Origin of the sequence: Streptomyces fractus (assembly GCF_049844455.1) — a bacterium.
Taxonomy (GTDB): Bacteria; Actinomycetota; Actinomycetes; order Streptomycetales; family Streptomycetaceae; genus Streptomyces; species Streptomyces fractus.
The window spans coordinates 138,410-156,118 of record NZ_JBMYHI010000002.1; the positions used below are offsets into that span (position 1 = coordinate 138,410).

The 17,709-nt window shown below is 70.5% G+C and carries 13 protein-coding genes; 6 read left to right on the top strand and 7 right to left on the bottom strand.

Going from position 1 to position 17,709, the window contains the following annotated elements; all coding sequences use genetic code 11:
* Positions 1–35: 35 nt before the first annotated feature.
* Positions 36–1,472: an argininosuccinate lyase gene (argH, locus tag ACP4E5_RS02730; protein ID WP_425825063.1), complete on the bottom strand. Its 1,437-nt coding sequence runs from the start codon at positions 1,470–1,472 to the stop codon at positions 36–38.
* Positions 1,473–1,773: 301 nt separating this feature from the next.
* On the opposite strand from argH, the gene ACP4E5_RS02735 reads away from it, so the two are divergent.
* A complete protein-coding gene (locus ACP4E5_RS02735; protein WP_425825064.1) occupies positions 1,774–2,430 on the top strand; it encodes a GntR family transcriptional regulator in 657 nt (218 codons plus the stop codon).
* Positions 2,431–2,441: 11 nt separating this feature from the next.
* Here ACP4E5_RS02735 and ACP4E5_RS02740 read toward each other — a convergent pair whose 3' ends face one another.
* The 4 genes from ACP4E5_RS02740 to ald all read right to left on the bottom strand — a co-directional run bounded on the left by ACP4E5_RS02740 (position 2,442) and on the right by ald (position 6,926).
* Positions 2,442–2,750: a hypothetical protein gene (locus ACP4E5_RS02740; RefSeq protein WP_425825065.1), complete on the bottom strand. Its 309-nt coding sequence runs from the start codon at positions 2,748–2,750 to the stop codon at positions 2,442–2,444.
* A gap of 17 nt (positions 2,751–2,767) precedes the next feature.
* Positions 2,768–4,210, bottom strand: coding sequence for an amino acid permease (locus tag ACP4E5_RS02745; RefSeq protein ID WP_425825066.1), 1,443 nt, complete (start codon positions 4,208–4,210; stop codon positions 2,768–2,770).
* 149 nt (positions 4,211–4,359) lie between these two features.
* Complete coding sequence (locus tag ACP4E5_RS02750) at positions 4,360–5,760, bottom strand: aspartate aminotransferase family protein (protein WP_425825067.1); 1,401 nt, start codon at positions 5,758–5,760, stop codon at positions 4,360–4,362.
* 50 nt (positions 5,761–5,810) lie between these two features.
* Positions 5,811–6,926 (bottom strand): alanine dehydrogenase, encoded by a 1,116-nt coding sequence (gene ald / locus ACP4E5_RS02755; RefSeq protein ID WP_425825068.1) that lies wholly within the window; start codon positions 6,924–6,926, stop codon positions 5,811–5,813.
* A gap of 232 nt (positions 6,927–7,158) precedes the next feature.
* Here ald and pdxR point away from each other — a divergent pair, with 232 nt between their 5' ends.
* Positions 7,159–8,631 carry a MocR-like pyridoxine biosynthesis transcription factor PdxR gene (pdxR, locus tag ACP4E5_RS02760; RefSeq protein WP_425825069.1) on the top strand — a complete coding sequence of 491 codons (1,473 nt, stop codon included), beginning with the start codon at positions 7,159–7,161 and terminating at the stop codon, positions 8,629–8,631.
* A 34-nt stretch (positions 8,632–8,665) separates the two neighbouring features.
* Here pdxR and ACP4E5_RS02765 read toward each other — a convergent pair whose 3' ends face one another.
* A complete protein-coding gene (locus ACP4E5_RS02765; RefSeq protein WP_425825070.1) occupies positions 8,666–9,436 on the bottom strand; it encodes an IclR family transcriptional regulator in 771 nt (256 codons plus the stop codon).
* 246 nt (positions 9,437–9,682) lie between these two features.
* On the opposite strand from ACP4E5_RS02765, the gene xsc reads away from it, so the two are divergent.
* The 4 genes from xsc to ACP4E5_RS02785 all read left to right on the top strand — a co-directional run bounded on the left by xsc (position 9,683) and on the right by ACP4E5_RS02785 (position 14,976).
* A complete protein-coding gene (gene xsc, locus ACP4E5_RS02770) occupies positions 9,683–11,509 on the top strand; it encodes a sulfoacetaldehyde acetyltransferase (RefSeq protein ID WP_425825071.1) in 1,827 nt (608 codons plus the stop codon).
* Between the two features lie 82 nt (positions 11,510–11,591).
* Positions 11,592–13,271 carry an amidohydrolase gene (locus ACP4E5_RS02775; RefSeq protein ID WP_425825072.1) on the top strand — a complete coding sequence of 560 codons (1,680 nt, stop codon included), beginning with the start codon at positions 11,592–11,594 and terminating at the stop codon, positions 13,269–13,271.
* The gene (locus ACP4E5_RS02780; RefSeq protein WP_425825073.1) at positions 13,268–13,528 is read left to right on the top strand and encodes a DUF3311 domain-containing protein; all 261 of its coding nucleotides are present in this window, start codon (positions 13,268–13,270) and stop codon (positions 13,526–13,528) included. The genes ACP4E5_RS02775 and ACP4E5_RS02780 overlap by 4 nt, the downstream gene beginning before the upstream one ends.
* The gene (locus ACP4E5_RS02785; RefSeq protein ID WP_425825074.1) at positions 13,525–14,976 is read left to right on the top strand and encodes a sodium:solute symporter family protein; all 1,452 of its coding nucleotides are present in this window, start codon (positions 13,525–13,527) and stop codon (positions 14,974–14,976) included. The genes ACP4E5_RS02780 and ACP4E5_RS02785 overlap by 4 nt, the downstream gene beginning before the upstream one ends.
* Positions 14,977–15,031: 55 nt before the next feature.
* Here the strand turns inward: ACP4E5_RS02785 and ACP4E5_RS02790 are convergent, their stop codons facing one another.
* A complete protein-coding gene (locus ACP4E5_RS02790; RefSeq protein ID WP_425825075.1) occupies positions 15,032–17,611 on the bottom strand; it encodes a beta-L-arabinofuranosidase domain-containing protein in 2,580 nt (859 codons plus the stop codon).
* Positions 17,612–17,709 lie beyond the last annotated feature (98 nt).

A 17,709-nucleotide genomic window follows, 5' to 3' on the forward strand; every position in this document is an offset into this window, starting at 1 on the left:
GGAGGCTGTCGTGCCGGTCGGGGGTGGCGGCGTGCTCATGCTCGGGGTCCGTGGTAGGTGGCGGCCCACACGCGCTGTTCGGCGATGAGTGCCTCCAACTCCTTTATCTGCGCGTCGACCTGGGCGGGTGCGGTGCCTCCTTGTCCGCTGCGGGCCGCGAGCGCGGCCTCGACGGTGAGGACGGACCGCACCTCGGGGGTGAGGCGGGCGTCGACGCCCGCGTAGTCGGCGTCGCTCAGCTCCTCCAGGTCGACGCCGCGCTCCTCGCAGAGCTGCACGACGGCGCCGGTGATCTCGTGGGCCTCGCTGAACGGGACGCCGCGGCGGGCGAGCCAGTCCGCGATCTCGGTGGCGAGGGTGAACCCAGCGGTGGCCTGTGCGCGCAGCTCGGCCTCGTCGACGACGAAGGTGCGGACGAGCCCCGACATCGCGGGCAACACCATCAGCAGCGTTTCGACGGTGTCGAAGGCGGCGCGCTTGTCCTCCGCGAGATCCCGGTTGTAGGCGAGCGGCAGCCCCTTGAGAGCACCGATGACGCCCATCAGGTTGCCGGCGAGCCGGCCAGCCTTGCCGCGAGCGAGCTCGGCGATGTCCGGGTTCTTCTTCTGCGGCATGATCGACGAGCCGGTGGCGAAGCGGTCGTCGAGCGCGATCCAACGGAACTGGCGGCTGGCCCAGAGGCAGATCTCCTCGGCGAGCCGAGAGACGTCGACGGCGAGCATCGAACCGGCAAAGAGGAACTCGGCGACGTGGTCCCGACTCGCCACCGCGTCGATGGAGTTGGCGCAGGTGCGCTCGTACCCGAGTTCGCGCGCGGCGTGCTCCGGGGTGAGCGCGATGGCCGATCCAGCGAGGGCCGCGGCACCCAGCGGGGAACGTGCGCTGCGGCGGTCCCAGTCGTGCAGCCGGTCGATGTCACGGCTGATCGCGTGGGTGTGCGCCAGGAGTTGGTGGCCGAAGGTGATCGGCTGGGCGGGCTGCAGGTGGGTGAAGCCGGGGGCCGGGGTGGCGCGGTGCTGCCGGGCCTGGGCCAGCAGGGCCTCCTCCAGCTCCGCGGTGGCCGCGACGACGTGTCGCACCTGGTCGCGGAGGTACAGTCGCAGGTCGTTGGCGGCCTGGTCGTTACGGGAGCGTCCGGCGCGCAGCTTGCCGCCGACCGCGCCGAGCCGCTCGCTGAGCACCCGCTCCAGGAACGTGTGGACGTCCTCGTCCTCGGGGAGCGGCACGACCTCGCCGCGCCGGTACTCACCGTCGAGTACGTCGATGGCCTCGATCAGCGTGGCCAGTTCCGCGTCGTCGAGCAGTCCCGCACGGTGCAGTTCACGTGCGTGGGAGCGGGAACCCGCGAGGTCGTACGGCGCCATGTCGAAGTAGCTCGGCTCAGAGCGCGACAGTGTTGTCAGCGCCTCGTCGGGGGCGCTGCGGAAGCGTCCGCCCCATAGGCGTGTGGTGGCAGCAGCGGTACCGGTCATGAACGGTCTCCCTGGGAGGAAAGGGGTGGCTCGACAGCCGCGGTCGGCAGGCAGGGTGGGGGACGCCCGAGGGACCGCCCGCGGGCAGAGCGGGGCAAGGCAGGCCAGAGCACGACAGTCGTCGACGGGTCTCGCCAGACTGACTGCTTGTCGGACAATTTCAGCAACGCTGGGTAACCGTCAAGGGTCGCAACGATTAACTCTGGTACCCAAGTCCCCATCTGTGCCTGGCAATAGGCTGCCAGTAGGGTGTCAGCAACAATTGTCCGGCAATCCGACGCATGCTCCGAGGGAGAACGTGATGGCGCTAGGGCCCATAGAGATCGACCGCTCCAGCACGGTGGACCGGGTGGCCGACGCGCTGCGCGAGGAGATGTACCGGGGCGCCATCGAGGGCGGGACGTCGCTGCGCGAGAGCAACGTCGCGGCGAGTCTCGGTGTCTCCCGCAGCACCGTGCGCGAGGCGCTGCAGATCCTCACCGGCGAGGGCCTGTTGGTGCGCCGGCCGAACCGCGGTGTCGAGGTGCGGCGGCTCACCGAGGAGGAGATCGAGGACATCTTCAAGGCGCGCCGCGTCCTTGAGACGGCGGCCGCGCGCTCGGTGGTGCAGGCCACCCGCGCCGACCTCGTGGCTCTCACCGCGGCTCAGCGTGACTTCGAGGAGGCGGTCGGCTCGTCGGCCGCCGCGAGTGTCGTCACCGAGGCGCATCTGTCCGTGCATGTGGCGATCGTGGGGCTGTTGGGCAGCCCGCGCCTTACGACGACCGCCCGCGACCTCATGTCGGAGATCAAGCTGGCGGTGGCCACCACGGACCGCACCAGCGACGATCTCCCGGCGCAGGTGGAGGAGCACCGGGAGATCGTGTCACTGCTGCGTCAGGCGAAGGGCGAGGAAGCGGCCGTGCTGCTTGAGGCGCACCTCGCGCACGCCAAGGCGTTCATGCCCACGGCTGGTTGACCAGCCCGCTCTCACCCCGTCGCAGCGGTCTCCCGGATCACGGGCTCGAACTCCCTCCGCACGTACGCGTCGAACGGTGGTGTCAGGGCGCCGTCGATGACCCGGTGGACGTGGTGTTCCGACGCGAGGGCCTTGAAGGTCGCGCGGGAGTCGGGGCCGACTCCTCCGCCGATGATCAGGACGCCGAACTCGTCGGATTCCAGGAGCCTTCGGGCCTCCTCGTCCGTGCTGACGCCCTCCGCGTCGAAGCCGTCCGCGTGGAGCGTGGACAGCACTTCCGTCACCCTCGCGGGTGTCCTTCCCAGTACGAGTGTCTTCATGGTTCGAAGCTAGAAGCTCAATCGGACTTGAGGTCAAGTCCGGGCGTCGCCTGTGCGTGGCGGCGCCTGCGGAGGATGGCGTAGGAGACCAGGACGATCACGACCGTGAGCAGGCTGGCGGCGAAGTCCGCGCGGGTGGCCGGGAGGATCGCCATCGCGGCGATGACGACGACCATCGCGCCGATCGTGAACCAGCTCAGATACGGGTAGCCCCACATCTTCAGCGTCAGGGAGTCGGGGTCTTCGCGCTCCAGACGTGCGCGCAGGCGGAGTTGGGAGAGGGCGACCAGGAGGTAGACGAAGAGGGCGACGGCTCCGTAGGAGTGCACGATGAAGGAGAAGACCGTGTCCGGGGAGACGTAGGCGAAGACCACGGCGACGTAGCCGAGGACCGTGGCGAGGAGGATCGCTCGGCGCGGGACTCCGCTGCGGCTGAGTTTCGTGAGGCCGCGGGGTGCCTCGCCCTCGCGTGTCAGGGCGAACACGATCCGGGACGCCGAGTACAGGCCCGCGTTGAGGGAGGAGAGGACCGCGATCAGGATCAGGACGCGCATCATGGTGTCCGCGCCCGGGATGCCGATCGCCTGGAGCGCCGCGATGTACGGGCCGCCGTTCAGCTTGTCCGAGCTCCACGGGACGATCGCGACGACGAGGAAGATCGAGCCGACGTAGAAGAGCAGGACGCGCAGGACGACGGAGCGGGTGGCCCGTGCGACGTTGCGGCCGGGCTCGGCGGATTCGGCGGCGGCGAGCGCGGCGATCTCGGCGCCGGTGAAGAAGCCGACCGCCGGGATGATGGACGTGAGGACCGGACCCACCCCCATGGGCAGGAATCCGCCGTGCGCGGTCAGGTTGTCGACGCCGCCCGCGTCGTGCGCGCCCGGCCACAGGCCGACCACGAAGACGAGGCCCACGACGAGGAACACCGTGATCGCGGCGACCTTGATCGACGAGAACCAGTACTCGAACTCGCCGAAGGTCTTCACCGACAGCATGTTGACCGCCGTGAGGATCAGCATCAGGGCCAGGCTGATCGTCCAGAGCGGCAGGCCGGGGAGCCAGGCACGGACGAGTTCCGCGCCCGCGACCGCTTCGAGGGCCACCACGTTGACCCAGAAGTACCAGTACAGCCAGCCAATGGTGAAGCTGCCCAGCGGGCCGAGGGCCAGGCGGGCGTAGGCGTGGAAGGAGCCGACGGCGGGGCGGGCCACCGCCATTTCGCCGAGCATCCGCATCACGAGGATGACCAGGCCACCGGCGAGCGCGAAGGAGATCACGGCGGCGGGTCCGGTGTCCTGGATGACGACGCGGCTGCCGACGAAGAGTCCGGCGCCGATGACACCGCCGATCGCGATCAGTGTCATGTGGCGCTGTTTGAGGGCGCTGCGCAGGCCGGGGCCGCCGGAGGATTCGGTCGTGCCGCCGTCGTCCCGCAGGGATCTGTCGCTGGTGTCCGTCACGTCCGCCTCTTCTCCGTACGTCCGACGTGGTCCTGTCCGGCGGCGCCCGCACGCGATGATCATGCGGCACCGTCGGACAGTCTCGGCACACCTGAAGGCGTGCCGGGCGCGTTCAACGAACCGTTCACACGGTTGAAACGAACGGGGTGTCAGGACACGGCGCGGGCGACCGAAGCCACCATCTCGTCGACTCCTTCGAGGAGTTCGCCGAGCACTGTGCGGTCCGCGACCAGCGGCGGGGCGACCATCAGCATCGTCGCGCCGCGGTCGTCGGGCCGCAGGATCACACCGGTGCGGCGCATCGCGTCCGGCAGTACCTCGCGCAGGATCCGCGTCGACTGCTCGTCGGTCAGCTCCCGGCCGCTGTCGCGGTCGGCGGTGAATTCGACCGCGTAGAAGAATCCGGTGCCCCGGACGTCGGCGACGACCGGGTGGCGTGCGGCGATCTCGTCGAGTCCGGCGCGGAGATTCGGGCCGAGGTTCCGTACGTTCCCGGGGATGTCCTCGTCGCGCATGGCGCCGATGTTGGCGACGGCGACGGCCGTGGACACGGGGTGTCCGCCCCAGGTCGCGCCGTGGGTGAAGGTGCCGCCGAGGGGCGAGTCGTACAGGCCGCGCACCAGGGGCTCGCGGACGATGGCGCCGCCGAGCGGGGCGTACCCGGAGGTGGCTCCCTTGGCGAAGGTGATCAGGTCGGGGACGACGCCTTCGGCCGCGCTGCCGAACCAGTGGCCGAGCCGGCCGAAGGAACAGATGACCTCGTCGGCGACGAGCAGGATGCCGTGCTCGTCGCAGATGCGGCGCAGTTCGCGCCAGTAGCCGTGGGGCGGGACGAGGGCGCCGCGGCCGTTCTGCACAGGTTCGGCAAAGACCGCGGCCACCGTCTCGGGGCCTTCCTCGGCGATGGCCCGCTCGATCGCGCGGACGCAGTCGAGTTCCGCCGCCGGGCCGCAGTCCCCGGTGAATCCAAGGGTGTTGGGGACGTGGCGGATGCCCGGGAGCAGTGGGCCGAAGGGGTCGCGGATCTTGGGGAGGCCGGTGACGGACAGGGCTCCGAGGGTGACACCGTGGTACGCCATCGACCGGCTGATGATCTTCGTGCGCTCCGGCTGTCCCTGCGAACGGTGGTACTGGCGGGCGAACTTGATCGCCGTCTCGACCGCCTCCGAACCGGAGTTGACGAAGTACGTCACGTCGAGGTCGCCCGGAGCGAGTTCGGCGATCAGGCTCGCCGCCTCGATGGCGGGCGGGTGCGCCGCGCCCCAGTTCGTGGAGTACGCGAGGGTCTCCATCTGCTTGGCGCCGGCGGCGACCACGTCGGCGCGGCCGTGGCCGATGTTCACGCAGAACAGGCCGGAGAGGCCGTCGAGGTGGCGTTTGCCCTCGTCGTCGTAGAGGTGGCAGCCGTCGCCGCGGACGTAGACCGGCGGCGGGGTGTCGTACCAGCTGTCCTTGCGGGTGAAGTGCGGGCCGAGGTGACGCTGGGCCTTGGCACGCAGGGTGGGGTCCTGGGGCACGGTGCGCTCCTTCGCGTTCACGGTCACGGTCATGTGGGCGTGCGCGTTCTCGCTCTCGTTCGCGTTTTAGCTCGCGTACGCGTTCACAGCAGGGCTTGGTCCACGTCGACGTGCTTCATGTCGTGGGCCTCCGCCACCGGGCGGTAAGTGAGCCGCCCGCCGAGTGTGTTGATGCCTCGCCGCAGCGCCGGGTCGGACGCCGCCGCGGCGCGCAGGCCCTGGTCGGCGATGGCCCGGACGTAGGGCAGCGTGACGTTGGTGAGGGCGTGAGTCGAGGTGTGCGGGACGGCGCCGGGCATGTTGGCGACGCAGTAGAAGAGGGTGTCGTGGACCCGGTACACGGGGTCGGCGTGCGTGGTGGGCCGGGTGTCCTCGAAGCAGCCGCCCTGGTCGACGGAGATGTCGACGAGCACGGCGCCGGGCTTCATGCGGGCGACGAGGTCGTTGCTCACGAGGCGGGGTGCCTTGGCGCCGGGTACGAGGACCGCGCCGATCACCAAATCGGCGTCGAGCACGGCCTGTTCGAGGGCGAGACGGTTCGAGGCGAGGGTCGTGATGCGGCCCTGGTACATCCGGTCGGCGGCGCGCAGCTTGTTCACGTCGGTGTCGAGGAGCACGACGTCCGCCCACATGCCGGTGGCGACGGCGACCGCGTTCATGCCCGCCACTCCGGCGCCGATGACGACGACACGGGCCGGGCGGGTGCCCGACACCCCGCCGGTGAGGACGCCGCGCCCGCCCCCGCCGCGCATCAGGTGGTACGAGCCGACCTGTGGCGCGAGCCGGCCCGCGACCTCGGACATCGGGAAGAGCAGCGGCAGCGAGCCGTCCGCCGCCTGGACCGTCTCGTAGGCGACGCCGGTGGTGCCCGCGTCGAGCAGCGCCTGCGTGCAGGCACGGGACGCCGCGAGGTGGAGGTAGGTGAAAAGCACCTGGTCGGGGCGGAGCCGGTGGTACTCGTCGGCCACCGGCTCCTTCACCTTCAGGACCAGGTCGGACGCGGCCCACACGTCGTCGGCCACCGGCAGGACGCGGGCGCCGGCCTCGGCGTAGTCCGCGTCGGGCAGCGCGGATCCGGTTCCCGCGCCGGCCTCGACGGTGACGGTGTGTCCGTGTGCGGTCAGTTCGTGGACCCCTGCGGGGGTCAGGGCGACGCGGAACTCGTTGTTCTTGACTTCCCGCGGAATACCGATCCTCACGGTTCGACTCCCCTCTGGCCCGGCCCTGTTCTCGGCGCGGACGCGGTGCGACAGGCGTGGGTGGGCGCGCTCGACACGAGTTGGGGTTCAGGGCGGCGGTCCGTGGCGTCTGCCGTGCGCTCTCGTGCGCCGGGGCCACCACGGCTACCGTGCCGAACGAGACGGTGCCCGCAACAGGTCCAGTTGCGTGCACGCTGAGGGTGCCAGGCCGACGGCGAGACGGAGGCGGTACGTGCCGCGTACGTTGATCGAGATCGAGCGGGGCCGCAGGAAGCCGCTGTACCGGCAGGTGCGGCAGGCCATCGAGCACGGCATCGCGTCCGGGCGGCTCGACGCGGGTGGCCGGCTGCCGTCCTCGCGGCTCCTCGCCCAGGAGTTGGGGGTGTCCCGGAACACGGTCACCGCCGCGTATCAGGAGCTCGTCGCCGAGGGGTTCGTGGAGAGCCGGGCCCGTTCGGGGCTGTTCGTCAATCCGCGGATGGCGCCCCGGCCCGAGCCCGAGCCGACGCCACCGCGGGAGCACGCCTTCGACTGGTCGGGGCGGCTGCGCGGCCGCGAAGGCGACCGGCTTCCGCACATCGAGAAGCTGCACGACTGGGCGCGCTACCCGTACCCGTTCCCCGCGGGGCAGGTCGATCCGCGGGCCTTCCCGGCGCGGGCCTGGGTGCGCGCGCTGAACCGGGCGCTCGACCGGCCGCACGCGGACTGGTCGTTGCAGGACTGCGTGGCCGACGACGATCCACTGCTCGTGGAGATGGTCCGTTCCCATCTGCTGCCCGCGCGCGGTGTGGCGGCGCAGGCGGACGAGGTGCTCATCACCATCGGCTCGCAACAGGGTCTCGATCTGCTGGGGCGGGCGCTGCTCGGGCCCGGTTCGGTGGCCGCCGTGGAGGACCCCGGGTACCTGGACGCGCGGCACATCTTCCTGCGGGCAGGGGCCCGGCTGCACCCCCTGCCCGTCGACGCGGACGGGCTGCGCCCGCCGGACACCCTGAGCGGGGTCGACCTGCTGCATGTGACGCCCAGTCACCATCATCCGACCAATGTGACGTTGGGTCCGGGGCGACGGCATACGCTGCTGGCGGCGGCCAGGGAGGCCGGTACGGTCGTCGTGGAGGACGACTACGACAGCGAGTTCCGCTACGAAGGCAGTCCGACGCCCGCGCTCAAATCGCAGGACACCACGGGGCAGGTGGTGTACCTGGGCACGTTCTCCAAGTTCCTCGCGCCGGGGCTCAGGCTGGGCTATCTCGTCGGGTCGGCCGAACTCGTGGCGCATCTACGGGAGTTGCGACGCTACTCGGTGCGCCACCCATCCGGGCATCTTCAGCGGGCGCTCGGCCTACTGATCGAGTCGGGCGACTATCAGTGGGCCGTGCGGCGCAGCCGGGCGCGCCTCGGGATGAAGTGGCGGCTCATGCGGGACGCGGTGAACGTGTCGCTGCCGTGGTCGAGTTCTCCCGCGCCGGGCGGCGTCAGCCTGTGGATGTCGGGGCCGGAGGGGCTCGACTGCCGGGAGCTGGTGCGGTGTGCGCGCGAACGCGGTGTGCTCATCGAGCGAGGTGACATTCTCTTCCTGGCGGGCCCGGACGCGGATGCGCTGCGTCACTTCCGGATCGGCTTCGCGGCGCCACGGGCCGACGTGATCGAGCCGGGCATCGCGATCCTCGGGGACGTCGTACGGGAGTTGCTGCCACCGGGGTGACACCCGGCCACCTCACCCGGCCAGCCCATCCCGCTCACTCCGCCTCGACCTGCGCGATCCGCTCCGCCGCCCTCCGCAGCACCGGCACCAGCTGCACGGCCCGCTCCACACTCACCCGCACGACGGGCGCCTGGAGTGCCACGCACTGGCGGACCCGCGACGCCACCGCGTCCTCCCCCGGTCCGCGGGGCACGGGCACGGCGGCGCACACCAGGCCGGGCAGGAACTCCTCGTCGTCCAGGGCGAATCCGTCCCTGCGCACCTGGTCGAGCTCGGCCTCCAGGGCGTCGGGGTCGGTGCGGGTGCGCTCAGTGAACGCCTTCAGCGGAGCCGCGGTGAGGATCTTGCGGCGCTGCGCGGCGGGCAGGAACGCGAGGATCAGCTTTCCGCTGGCGCTGCAATGCACCGGGACGCGGGACCCGGGCCGCAGGGCGAACCGCAGTGGCTCCGGGGTCTCGACGCGGTCGAGGTAGACGACCTCTGGTCCGGCCGGCGCGGTCAGATTGCAGGTCTCGCCGATCTCGTCGACGAGGTGGCGCAGCACCGCGTGCCGTGCCGCGTGATGGGTGCCGTGGCTGAGCAGGTCCTCGGCGAACGTGCGCAGCCTGCCGCCCGCGCCGTAGCGGCGGCCGTCGCCCTGGCGGTCGAGGAGGCCCGCGCCCTCCAGCTGTTGCAGCATCCGGTGCACGGTCGGCTTGGGCAGTCCGGTCTCGGCGACCAGTTCGGTCAGGGTGACCAGCCGGTCGGTGCGGGCGATGTGTTCGAGCAGGGCGAACAGGCGCAGGGCCGGGGTTCCGTCCTCCATGTGCACCATCCTCAACTCTCCCTCGGCGAAGGCCAGTTGGCGACTCCCTCAACAGGCCCCCGAACGTAGCAGCACGTCTCGGATTTTGGTACGCACGGTTGACGCTGCCGAGACGCCCGCTCTACGGTCCTCGACGTGTCCCGCTTTTGGGAACACCGCGTACCGGATCCCGGAACCCGCTCTCCCCCCACTGAACATGCGCCACCCCGCACCAGCACCGACAGCACGTCGAAGGGTGGAAACTCCATGACCAGCAGTGCGCCCCAACCGCAGTTCACGACCGAGGACGGCCGTCAGGTGGCCGCCGGCGTGCAACGGATGACCCCGTCCGAGTCGTTCGTGGAGACCCTCGTCTCGCACGGCGTCAAGGACATCTTCGGCATCATGGGTTCGGCCTTCATGGACGCGATGGACATCTTCGCGCCGGCCGGCATCCAGCTGATCCCGGTCGTGCACGAGCAGGGCGCGGGGCACATGGCGGACGGCTACGCGCGGGCCAGCGGCCGGCACGGTGTGGTGATCGGCCAGAACGGGCCGGGGATCTCGAACTGCGTCACGGCGATCGCCGCCGCTTACTGGGCGCACTCGCCCGTCGTCATCGTCACGCCCGAGGCGGGCACGATGGGCATGGGCCTCGGTGGCTTCCAGGAGACGAACCAGCTCCCGATGTTCGAGGAGTTCACCAAGTACCAGGCGCACGTGAACAATCCGCGCCGGATGGCGGAGCTGACGGGCCGCGCCTTCGACCGGGCGATGAGCGAGATGGGCCCGACGCAGCTCAACATCCCGCGCGACCACTTCTACGGGGACATCGAGGCGGAGATCCCGCGCCCGTCCCGTCTCGACCGGGGACCGGGCGGCGAGCGCAGCCTGGAGGAGGCGGCGCGGCTGCTCGCGGAGGCCGAGTTCCCGGTGATCATCTCCGGTGGCGGTGTGGTCATGGGGGACGCGGTCGAGCAGGCCAAGGCGCTGGCCGAGCGGCTCGGCGCGCCGGTCGTCAACTCGTACCAGCACAACGACTCGTTCCCCGCGAGTCATCCGCTGTGGTGCGGCCCGCTCGGCTACCAGGGCTCCAAGGCGGGCATGAAGCTGCTCGCGCAGGCCGATGTGGTGGTCGCTCTCGGCACCCGTCTCGGGCCGTTCGGCACGCTGCCGCAGTACGGGATGGAGTACTGGCCGAAGGACGCCAAATTCATCCAGATCGACGCGGACCACCGCATGCTGGGTCTCGTCAAGAAGATCGAGGTCGGGATCTGCGGGGACGCGGGCGCCGCGGCGCGGTCCCTCGTCAGCCGGCTCGACGGCCGCGACCTGGTCTGCGAGCAGACCCGCGCCCGGCGTTCGGCGACCATCCAGGCGGAGAAGGACGCGTGGGAGAAGGAGCTGGACGGCTGGATCCACGAGACGGACCCGTACAGCCTCGACATGATCGCCGAGCAGGACGGCGAGGACGGCTCCTGGCTGCATCCGCGTCAGGTGCTGCGCGAGCTGGAGCGGGCGCTGCCGGAGCGGGTGATGGTCTCGACCGACATCGGCAACATCAACTCGATCGCCCACAGCTACCTCCGCTTCGAGGAGCCGCGCTCGTTCTTCGCCCCGATGTCCTTCGGCAACTGCGGCTACGCACTGCCTACGATCATCGGCGCCAAGCTGGCCGCGCCCGAACGCCCCGCGGTCGCCTACGCGGGCGACGGTGCGTGGGGCATGAGCATGGGCGAGATCATGACGGCGGTGCGGCACGACATCCCGGTCACCGCGGTCGTATTCCACAACCGGCAGTGGGGCGCCGAGAAGAAGAACCAGGTCGACTTCTACGACCGCCGGTTCGTCGCGGGCGAGCTGGAGAGCGAGTCGTTCGCCGGGATCGCCCGCGCGATGGGCGCCGACGGCGTGATCGTGGACCGGCTCGAGGATGTCGGGCCGGCACTGAGCAAGGCGGTCGAGGCGCAGATGAACGAGGGCCGCACCACGGTCATCGAGGTCATGACCACCCGTGAGCTGGGCGATCCGTTCCGCCGCGACGCCCTGTCGAAGCCGGTCAGGCACCTGACCAAGTACCAGGACTACGTCTGACCGCTGTACGTGCACGTCCGGGGCGCCCGCGGTCGGTGCGGGCGCCCCGTCCTCCGTCCCTCTCCCCTGGTGGTGATCATCCGTGCCGAGCCCGCTCCCCCGCCCCGCCGATCCCCTGCACGCCGCCGACACGATCCTGTACGGCGGCACCGTGCGCACCCTGGACCGTGCCGGGCACACCGGTACGGCGCTCGCCGCCCGTGACGGCAAGGTGCTCGCCGTCGGTTCGGACGCCGACATCCTGACCCTCGCGGGGCCCTCCACCGCGCTGCGTGATCTGCGCGGCCGGTGCGCCGTGCCGGGCTTCATCGAGACCCACAACCACCCCACGTTCTTCGGTCTGACCCTCGCCGCCGAGGTCGACGCGGGCAGTCCGCCGAACGACCGGATCACCGACATCGTGGCCCGCGTCGAGCAGGCCGCCGGGCACACCGAGCACGGCGACTGGATCCGCGGCTACCGCTACGACGACACGCTCCTTGCCGACGACCGGCACCCCACCCGCGGCGACCTGGACCCGGTCTCGCCGCGGCATCCGGTGTGTCTCCAGCACATCTCGGGGCACTTCTGCGTGCTCAACTCGGTGGCCCTCGCACGCCTGGGCATCGACCGGGACACCCCCGACCCGGTCGGCGGCGCCATCGTGCGTGACGCGAAGGGCGAGCCGACGGGTGTGCTCGCGGAGACCGCCGCGTTCGCCGCGTACGCGGGCATGCCGCACCCGGGCGTGGACGACCTGGCCGACGCGATCGGCCGGGCCGGTGACGCGTATCTGGAAGCGGGTGTCACCACGGTGCACGACACCGGGCTCGGTCTGATGGGCGGCCCCGGCGAACTCGACGCGTACCGCAGGGCCCGGCTCAGTGGCCGGTTGCGCAACAGGATCCAGGCGTATCTCGTGCAGGACCTGTTCCCGGAGCTGGCGGAGGGGCGCCTCAGCCCCGTGGAGTCGGCCGTCGCGGGGCTCGGGGACGACGAGTTCCGGGTGGCGGGCGTCAAGATGTGGGCGGACGGCTCGATCCAGGGCCTGACGGGATGTGTCTCGGACGGCTACGCGTGCGCCCCGGACAAGCACGGGCTGCTGATCTTCCCGCCGGACGACCTGTCCCGGCGGATCGCGACGCTGCACGAGGCGGGCTGGCAGGTCGCCGTGCACGGCAACGGCGACGGTGCCATCCAGGCCATCCTCGACGCCTACCAGAAGCTGGGCCTCGATCCGGAGTCCGCGGACCGGCGGCACCGCATCGAGCACTGCCAGATGGCGGGTGAGCGGCAGTTGGCGGACATGGCACGGGCGGGTGTGCACGCCTCGTTCTTCGTCAAGCACGTCTACTACTGGGGCGACCGGCACCGCGACCGCTTCCTCGGACCCGAACGGGCAGGCCGCATCGACCCGTTGGCCTCGGCACGCCGCCACGGTGTCACCTTCGGCCTGCACTCGGACACGCCCGTGGTGCCGGTGCCGCCGCTGGAGGGCATGTGGTGCGCGGTCGACCGCATGACACGCGACGGCCACCGACTCGGCCCCGAGCAGCGGGTCGACGCGGAGACGGCGCTGCGCGCGTACACCAGCGAGGCCGCGAAACTGGCCTTCGAGGAGGACCGCAAGGGAACCCTGGAGCCGGGCAAGCTGGCCGATGTCACGGTCCTGTCCGAGGACCCGACCGCCGGTGGCGAGCGCAGTCTGCGCGACCTGTCGGTCGAGGCGACGGTCATCGGCGGCGACGTCGTCTGGGAGCGAACTCCCGGAGGAACGCGATGAGTTCACCGCCTTCCGAACCCACTCGCCGTCTGCCGCGCAGCCTGTGGCTGGGCCTCGGCGTCCCCGCGTTCGCGCTCCTCGTCGTCATGCCGCTGCTCGCGAACACGGACGTGTACGTGGCGGGGATCCCGCTGCTGTTCCTGTGGGTGTTCGCCTGGTTCCCGCTGACGAGCCTGTGTCTGAAGCTGGCGTGGCGGATGGACCAGAAGGACTACCCCGAGGACACACCGAACTCCTCGGAAGAGGTGTCCCGATGATCGCCACCGTCTTCTTCGTCGTCCTGGCGGCCTCGGTCCTCGTGGCGTTCAGCGCGCGGCGCGGCATCCGCAAGGTGTCGATCAGCGAGTACCTGGTCGGCGGCCGTTCGTTCCCGCCGTGGCTGCTGTACTTCCTCGCGGTCGGCGAGGTCTACAGCATCGGCACGATGATCGGCTTCCCGGCCGGCATCTACGCCAAGGGCGCGAGCTACGGCGTCTGGTTCCTCGGCTACATCCTGCTGGCCTATCCGCTCGGCTACTACGTGGCGCCGCTGATCTGGCGGGCCGGTGTCCGCTACGACGCGATGACCATCCCCGACGTGTTCGGCCGCCACTTCCGCAGCCGGAGCCTCGAACTCATCACGGCACTGGCCCTGTTGGTGGCGCTGGTGCCGTGGGGGCAGTACCAGTTCATCGGCATGCAGGTGGTGCTTACGGCGCTCGGGCTGCCGATCACGCCGGTGCAGGCGGTGATCCTCGCGGGTGTGATGGCGTTCCTGTACGTCGCCGTGTCCGGGGTGCGGTCCCCGGCGTTCGTGTCGATCCTCAAGGACGGGCTGATGATCGTCGGCGTGGTGGCCGCGGGAGTCGCCGCGCTCGTCGCGGGCGGCGGCATCGAGGCGGTCACCGACCCCGCGGCGGTGCCGCGCGCGCAGGTCACCATGGCGGGCAGCCCGATGGTGTTCGCACTGACCACCATCGTCTTCCAGGCGGTCACCTTCTATCTGGGCTTCTCCGCAGGCTACATCTTCACCGCACGCTCCGAGCGGGCCATCAAGTCGTCGACGGTGTGGATGCCGTCGTACATGCTGATGTACCCGTTCCTGGTGGCCACGGCCTACTTCGCGTACACGGCCGGCAAGCATGTCGCCGACCCCAACACGGTGTTCATGGACGTCGTCCGTGATGTGCTGCCCGACTGGCTGGTCGGGGTGGTCGCGGGCGGCGCGGGCCTGTCCGGTGTCCTGGTCCTCGCCGTGACGGCGCTGTCGATCGGTGGCATCGTCTCCCGCAACCTCGCGCCGAACCTGCGCCCGGAGGCGCAGCGCCGGTGGACGACGCTGGCCGTCGCGGTGTTCCTCGTCGCGGCCGCAGTCCTGACACTGACCGCGTCGTCGCTGATGCTGACCGTGCTAAACCTGACGTACTACCTGCTCGGCCAGCTCATCCCGGGCTGGTTCGCCCTGCTGTTCTTCGGCCGGGTGCGGGCGTGGGCGGTGGCGACCGGCATGATCGCCGGGGTCGCCGCCTCCCTGGTGCTGTACGTGGTGGAACCCGACCTCGGTGGCGTCAACGCGGGTCTCGTCACGGTCGTGTTGAACGCGCTGCTCACCTTCGGCCTGAGTGCCCTGACGCGGTCCCGTCCGTGTGCGACGGAGCCGCCGCTGGTGTCGGTGCCCGCGCCCCGACAGGTCACCCCTGACGAGAAGCCGGCGGCGCTGCGCTGACGTTGGAGCGGCGGGGCGGGTGGGGATCGGCGCGCCCCATCCGCCCCGCCGCTGCTCAGGCCCCTGCCAGTTCCGCCACCTCCGCGGCCGTCAGTGTCTTCCCGTAGACCCGGAAGTCGTCGAGGGCGCCCTTCAGATACGGGTCCGAGTACTGCGACTTGCCGAGGTATCCGGCGCGGATGTGGTTGCCGAACATGTCCGGTTGCGCGGTGACGTGTTCGTTGCGTCCCTTCTCCGCGCCGTCGACGTACAGGACGGCGGTGCCGCTTCCGTACGTCACCGCCACATGTACCCAGGTTCCCGTGGGGAGTTGGTCTACGTCTATGCGGTCCTCCGCCCCTGCTCCGCCGGCGGTGACGGCGAACCGCAGGGTGTCGGCGTCGGAGCGCGGGGTCAGGAACAGGTTGGCGGAGGCGCCGGTGCCGATGTCGAAGATGCGCGTCCATGCCTCGGGGGCTCCGTCGAGCTTCACCCAGGTGGCGAGGGAGTACGCGGTCGCGCCGGCCAGCACGTCGTCGGCCAGTTTCACGTGGCCGTCGGAGCCGTCGAGGACGACGGCTCCGTCGAGCTTCCCACCGGTCAACCATGATGCGCCGCCCGCCAGTTGGGCGGTCTTGCCGTTGCCCGTCGCGTCGGCGGCCGTCGTGCCGGACGTCTCGTCGAAGCGGTGCCAGGCGGCGAACTCCGGTGGCGGGGGCGGCGGTTCACCCGTCAGCCAGTAGGCCGTGTAGTGCACGTGGTGGGTGCGGGCGATGGGCAGCAGCGTGACGTTCTCGTCGTCGGCCCGCGCCGTGAACCGCATCGGCGCGGCGGCCGTCTGCTCGACCGACTTCGGGTCGAGCCGCGGCATCCGCATCGCTCCCCGGTCCCCGTACTGTCCGGCGAGCACCACCGGCCCGTACAGCACGGCCTGTACGTCCGGGTCGTCGGGTGTCGGCTCGATGACCAGCCGCATGGGGAGGGTGACCTCGATCCGGTCCCCGGCCTTCCAGCGGCGGCGCAGCGCGAACCAGCTGCCCGCCTTGGGGCGGTCGGCGAGGGCGCGGCCGTTGAGCGTGACGCGCGCGCCGCTCGTCCAGGAGGGGATGCGCACCCTCAGTTCGTGCTCCACCTTCCCCGAGGTGACGGTGAGCGTGGTGGACGCCTTGTCGGGGAAGCCGGTGGTCTGCCGCCAACTGACGCCCTTGGCCTTCCACTTCACCTCCGCGGGCACGAACAGGTTCACGAGGAGTCGGTCGTCGTCGTGCGAGAAGACGGTCTCCGCGAACTTCGCCTGCGTCTCCATGCCGGATCCGTGGTCGCAGGAGAAGTTGTCGTAGTCGGTGGAGTACGCCTCGGGGTCCTCGCCCATGAAGGAGGGCTGCTGCTTGTACGAGCCCGGCGCGAGGCCCGTGTAGTAGATGTTGAAGCCGTGCGCGGAGTCGGGGTCCTGCTCGCCGAGCATCTGGTTGAACAGCGTGCGCTCGTAGTAGTCGAGCAGGTCGACGCGGTGCGGCGCGTGGAAGTGCATCAGCCGGGTCAGCTTCAGCATGTTGTAGCTGTTGCAGTTCTCGCAGCAGCCGTTGGAGAGTTGCGCGGCGATGGCGTCGGGCTCGTGGAAGGCCTCGCCGTTGCTGTTGCCGCCGATGACGTACGTGTGGTGGTCGGTGACGATCTGCCAGAAGTTCTCGGCGATGGTGCGGTAGCGGTCACCGAGGCCCTCCTCCCACAGTCGCAGCGCTCCCACCATCTTCGGTATCTGCGTGTTGGCGTGCAGCCCGGCGAGCTTGTCCTCGGCTTTGGCGAGCGGGTCGAAGACGACGTCGTGGGTGAAGCGTTCGGCGACCTTCAGCCAGTTGGTGTCACCGGTGATCGCGTGCAGGTCGGCGAGTACGTCGTTCATGCCGCCGAACTCGGTCTGAAGCACCCGCTGCATCTGGTCGTGGCTCAGCGCCCCGGTCCGCTCGTCCACCCAGGCGGCCTGCCGCAGCACCACGTCGAGGGCCTGCTCGCTCCCGGCGAGACGGTGCTGGTCGACGAGCCCCGCCATGATCTTGTGGATGGTGTAGTACGGCGCCCATACCCCGGACCCGGCTTCGAGCCGGTCGAAGAAGCTCTCCGGGAACGCGGACAGATACCCCTTGCCGAAGCCCGCCTTCGGCGACGCCGTCTGGCACTCGGCGAGCGCGGCGACCAGCTTGCGTCCCTTGTCGCGTACGGCGGTGTCGCCGGTGTTGGCGTATGTGAGCGCGAGCCCGGACATCAGATGTCCGGTGGTGTGCCCGCGCAGCTCCACGTCGGGCGCCTCCCAGCCGCCGCAGGGCTCGGCGTCCGAGGGCAGACCGACGTTCTTCCGGAAGGTGTGCAGCAGCCGGTCGATGTCGACGAAGTGCAGGTAGGCCGTGTTGCGCGCCTGGTTGTCGCGGAAGGCGCCGGGCAGCAGGGCGACGGCGTCGAGGGGAAAGGGTTCGACGGCGCCCCTCGCGACCCGGGGTGCGGATTCGGTACCGGACGCCGGGCTCGCGTACGCCGCCGTGCCCACGGCGGCGGGCAGCGCGGCGACCGCGACCCCGGTGGCGGCGACGGCGATGAACTGCCGTCTGCCGGGGGTGACTTGCGAAGAAGGCGATGCGTTGGATCTCTCGGTGCGGCTCACGTCGTTCTCCTCGCGCGGCTAATTGTTCGCGATTTCGGACAGTGAACGGAACTCCGGACGCGAACATAGGCTCGCCGCACACCATGGTCAACACCCCG